At 38.0% G+C, this 4,834-nt stretch carries 5 protein-coding genes; 2 read left to right on the top strand and 3 right to left on the bottom strand.

What is annotated here, in order from left to right:
- The first annotated feature begins 111 nt into the window (after positions 1-111).
- Positions 112-726: a heme-copper oxidase subunit III gene (locus F6K13_RS18490; RefSeq protein WP_124143030.1), complete on the top strand. Its 615-nt coding sequence runs from the start codon at positions 112-114 to the stop codon at positions 724-726.
- Positions 727-1,401: 675 nt separating this feature from the next.
- Positions 1,402-2,919, top strand: a complete 1,518-nt coding sequence (locus F6K13_RS18485) for a GMC oxidoreductase (protein ID WP_124146581.1) — start codon at positions 1,402-1,404, stop codon at positions 2,917-2,919.
- Positions 2,920-3,404: 485 nt separating this feature from the next.
- On the opposite strand, the gene F6K13_RS18480 is transcribed toward F6K13_RS18485, so the two are convergent.
- Genes F6K13_RS18480 through F6K13_RS18470 form a run of 3 tightly spaced genes read right to left on the bottom strand, consistent with a single transcriptional unit; the run spans position 3,405 to position 4,344 of the window.
- Complete coding sequence (locus F6K13_RS18480) at positions 3,405-3,821, bottom strand: putative toxin-antitoxin system toxin component, PIN family (protein WP_124146580.1); 417 nt, start codon at positions 3,819-3,821, stop codon at positions 3,405-3,407.
- On the bottom strand, positions 3,818-4,051 hold the full coding sequence (locus tag F6K13_RS18475; protein ID WP_124146579.1) for a hypothetical protein: 234 nt from the start codon (positions 4,049-4,051) through the stop codon (positions 3,818-3,820). The genes F6K13_RS18480 and F6K13_RS18475 overlap by 4 nt, the downstream gene beginning before the upstream one ends.
- A gap of 53 nt (positions 4,052-4,104) precedes the next feature.
- Entirely contained in the window at positions 4,105-4,344 is a 240-nt protein-coding gene (locus F6K13_RS18470) for a hypothetical protein (RefSeq protein ID WP_124146578.1), read from the bottom strand.
- Positions 4,345-4,834 lie beyond the last annotated feature (490 nt).

Raw genomic sequence — 4,834 nt, 5'->3', positions numbered from 1 at the left:
CAACAAAAATATCTGTCTGTAATATGCATCTGTTGGGTTGAGGGACCCCTCAACCCAACCTACGGCAACTATAGCGAGGATAAAACCAGTAAATTAAAGGAGAATTAAAACATGGATAGTTCGATCGCATCAGAACAACTACAGGAACCTTTGCATTCAGCAGTTGCCGAACATACCCACGATGAAGAAGGTAATAGTATGTTCGGGTTTATCGTTTTCCTACTTTCAGAAAGCGTAATTTTCTTGAGTTTCTTTGTCGGATACATCGTCTACAAAACGAGTGCCACCAACTGGTTGCCAGAAGGTATTTCTGGTTTGGAAATTAGAGAACCTGCAATTAATACAGTAGTTTTGGTTTCTAGTAGTTTCGTTATATATTTTGCCGAAAAAGCTTTAGAACGTCATGATTTGACTTGGTTTCGCATATTTCTGTTTGCTACAATGGCAATGGGAACTTACTTTGTAGTAGGTCAAGGAATTGAATGGAATAGTCTAGAATTTGGTTTCACAACGGGAGTATTCGGTGGAACTTTCTATCTGTTGACTGGTTTTCACGGTCTGCACGTTATGACAGGTATTTTGTTGCAGGGTATTATGTTGGGCCGTTCTTTCATTCCTGGTAACTATGATAACGGTCACTTTGGCATTAATGCTACTTCTTTATTTTGGCATTTCGTTGATGTAATTTGGATTATTTTGTTTATCCTCATTTATATTTGGCAGTGAAATAATTAGGAATTCAGGAGTCAGGAGTCAGGAGTCAGGAGTCAGAATAAATTTTGTAGCGGTCTGTCTACAAGATTTGAAAATGTTGGTAGTGTGAGCGTCTCGCTCACGCATAGATTCTGAAAATGAGAGAATTTTCCACATACCAAAATCTGAAAATGGGAGAATTTTGAATATAGGAGCAAGATGCTCCCACTACCAAAATCTGAAAATGGGGTGATTTGAATATAGGAGCAAGATGCTCCCACTACCAAAATCTAAAAATGGGAGAATTTTTAATATAGGAGCAAGATGCTCCCACTACCAAAATCTAAAAATGGGAGAATTTTTAATATGGGAGCAAGATGCTCCCACTACCAAAATCTAAAAATGGGAGAATTTTTAATATGGGAGCAAGATGCTTCCACTACCAAAATCTGAAAATAGGAGAATTTTTAATATAGGAGCAAGACGCTTCCACTACCAAAATCTGAAAATAGGAGAATTTTTAATATGGGAGCAAGACGCTTCCACTACCAAAATCTGAAAATAGGAGAATTTTTAATATGGGAGCAAGATGCTCCCACTACCCAAAAATTAAATATTGATAGTTTAAGTTGAATTCTCATTCCATTAATTCTGACTCCTATATACTTATTCAATACATCTCAAAAAAATTATTAAAGGAAAAATAAAATGATTATTGACGACCAACATTATGATGTAATTATTGTCGGTACAGGTGCAGGAGGAGGAACTTTAGCCTCTAAACTTGCTAGTACCGGAAAAAAAATACTCATCTTAGAAAGGGGTGATTTCATGCCCCTAGAAATTCAAAATAGAGCTAACGTTGATATCTTCAAAAAAGAACTTTATCGTGCCCCCGAAAATTGGTATGACAACGCAGGCGAACCCTTTTCTCCTCAGACAAATTATGCCGTAGGTGGCAATACCAAAATCTATGGTGCTGCTCTCATTAGGATGCGAGAAAAAGACTTTGAAACAGTAAAACATCAAGAAGGAATTTCTCCAGAATGGTGTCTCAAATACAAAGACTTTGAACCATATTACACTGAAGCAGAAAAACTTTATAAAGTTCACGGTCAAGTTAGCAAAGACCCAACCGAACCTACCCACAGTGCAGAATATCCTTATCCCGCAGTTGACCACGATCCAGAAATTAAAAAAGTTGTCGATGCGATCGCCGGGCAAGGTTTACATCCAGAAACTTTACCATTAACTCTTACCCGCGAAGAGGAAGACCCCACTGGAGACTCGGAAGTCTTCGGTATTGCACCACTGCTAGACTCTCCTAACATTACTATTAAAGCTAATGCAAAAGTAGTCTGTTTACTCACCAACTCATCGAGTAACACAGTTAAAGCAGTAGAAGTAGAAATTGGCAAACAATCATTTCTATTTTTTGCCGATATTGTCGTACTTGCTTGTGGAGCAGTAAATTCAGCAGCATTACTATTACGTTCTGCTAATGAAAAACATCCAGATGGTTTAGCAAACAGTTCCGGACAAGTGGGACGCAACCTGATGAAACATCTGATGACTGCCGTAGTGCAACCTAGTCCTAAACCAAACTCTGGGAACTTTCTCAGAAGTGTGAGTGTGAATGATTTTTATTGGGGGGATGAGAATTTTGCCTATCCCATGGGTCACATAGAAAATACAGGTGGTCTGCTGCAAGATATTACTTTTGCTGAGTCTCCACCCATTTTATCTGTGTTAGCAAAAGCGATGCCAGGGTTTGGGTTGAAGCAGTTAGCATTACGTTCCATTGGTTGGTGGTTGCATTCGGAAATAGTACCAGACCCCAATAACCGAGTTGAAGTCAAAGGGGATAAACTGTTTTTCCATTACACTCCCAATAACTGGGAAGCACACGATCGCCTAGTACATCGTTGGATGGATGTATTGAAGTTGGTAGACAAAGAGGTAGGAAATTCTGTCTTGAAGCGCGGCAGCATTTATCCCCGTGGGGAAGTTCCCATTGAGGTTGTAGCAAACCAATGTGGTACTTGTCGGTTTGGGGAAGACCCGAAAACATCAGTTTTGGATATTAACTGTCGTACCCACGATGTGGATAATTTATATGTTGTGGATAGCAGTTTTTTCCCATCAAGTTCGGCAGTGACTCCTGCATTGACAATTATTGCTAATGCTTTGCGGGTAGGGGAACATTTGAAGGAAAGATTACAGTAATAGTCGTGCATTGTCATTATTTTTTTGACGAAGCATAACAGTGGGAGCATCTTGCTCCCGTGTAATATCATGTTCCCCCGGAGGGGGAACTACGCTAACGGTTGAATACTTATAAATGACTGTTGTGAGGAGTCAGGAGTCAACCCACCCCTAACCCCTCCCAGGAGGGGAAGGACCTAGTCAGGAGGAAAGAAAGGAGAAAAAGAACAAATATTCGAGAATAGTATTGATAATTTAAGTATTTGTTTGGTACTGTCGATACCCGGAGTCCTTAAATTTTATTATAACTGATTATCCGCAATTCGTAGCTCCCCCGGAGGGGGAACATGATATAAGATATTCCTTAGTTCCTGCATACTATTACTATTGAGGACTACCAACACTTATAATAACAGCTCATAGTTGCCCTTTAGCGCCTCAAATATATCTAGCAGCGCTGAAGTGCAACTACAAACAAAGACTTTATTGTCCGAATATAATATTACTCAAGAATTATTTATCTGTTCAAATAACTGTTGAACTGACAAAATAGGCAGACTTGCACCAGCAAAATCATCAGCATTACGAGTAATAATAGCATCAAGATTCTTAGCATAAGCACAAGCTAATTGCACTGCATCTTCAAAGTCTCTCAAATTAGAAGCAAAAGCAGTTTCTAAAATATTACGATTAACGTCACAAATTTCTAATGCTAATGTCATAGCAACTGCTTCTCTTGCTCTTTCAATACTTTTGGTTTGTTTTCTGACAATATAAAAAATATTAGTTAAGGTTGTTGCTGTCACAAAACCTTCAATTTGCTGATTTTTAATAACTTCAAATAAAGCATCAGCATCGCCGAAAAATGGCTCTCTCTGTAGGAGAAAATCAAGGGCAATATTAGTGTCTATTAAAACTTTCATTTTAAGTATTTCTCCACTAGGCGTTCCTCTAGCATCGCCTCAACCTCAGCATCAGTCGGAGGCGGGTCATCAGTTTTTGCTATACCTCGCAAACCTTCTATAGCAGCTTTGAGGTCGCGACGGGGGCGAAATTCCTCGTTCAAAGAATCTGTAATGTCCTTGAGTAAAGAGAGGCGATCGCTTACTGATAAATTCAGAGCTTTTTTTCTTAATTCCTGTAGTTCTGACATAATTTTTGTTCCTTCAAATTGCTTTTATCTAAATATTATAGTATGTATTTTTCTCAGGATTTTAAATATTTCTCCACTAAACGTTCTTCTAGCATAGCTTCAACTTCCTCATCATTTGGAGGTGGACTATCTGTTTTTCCTATGCCTCGGAACTTGTCTAAGAAATCAGGAGGTAACTCTGGCCGAGGGCGAAGTTCCTCATTCAAAGAATCTGTAATTGCCTTAAGTAATAACAGGCGATCGCTTACTGATAAATTCAGAGATTTTTTTCTTAATTCCTGTAGTTCTGACATGATTTTTATTCCTTCAAATTGCTTTGATATAAATATTATAATATGTATTTTTCTACGGTAATTTTTTCAAAAATCAATGGTCAAACCTTTATCTTTCAACACTTTTAGACTGAATTAGCAAGGCTAACTATTGTCCAACAGATGAATAAAACATCAATAAAGTCTGAAAATCAGCGATCGCTATCGCGGTACAGATGTGAGAATGCTACTTCAAAAATCAATGGTCAAACCTTTATCTTTCAACACTTTTAAATTGAATTAGCAAGGCTAACTATTGTCCAACAGATAAATCAAACATCAATAAAGTCTGAAAATCAGCGATCGCTATCGCGGTACAGATGTGAGAATGCTACTTCAAAAATCAATGGTCAAACCTTTATCTTTCAATACTTTTAGATTGAATTAGCAAGGCTAACTATTGTCCAACAGTGGCACATAAATTTGCCTAAAAGTGAATTTTTCATCAAATACTTCTTCGTCTGGTTTAGTA

Origin of the sequence: Okeania sp. SIO2B9 (assembly GCF_010672505.1) — a bacterium.
In the GTDB taxonomy this organism is placed as follows: domain Bacteria; phylum Cyanobacteriota; class Cyanobacteriia; order Cyanobacteriales; family Microcoleaceae; genus Okeania; species Okeania hirsuta.
This window is presented reverse-complemented; position numbering and strand designations above follow the sequence as displayed.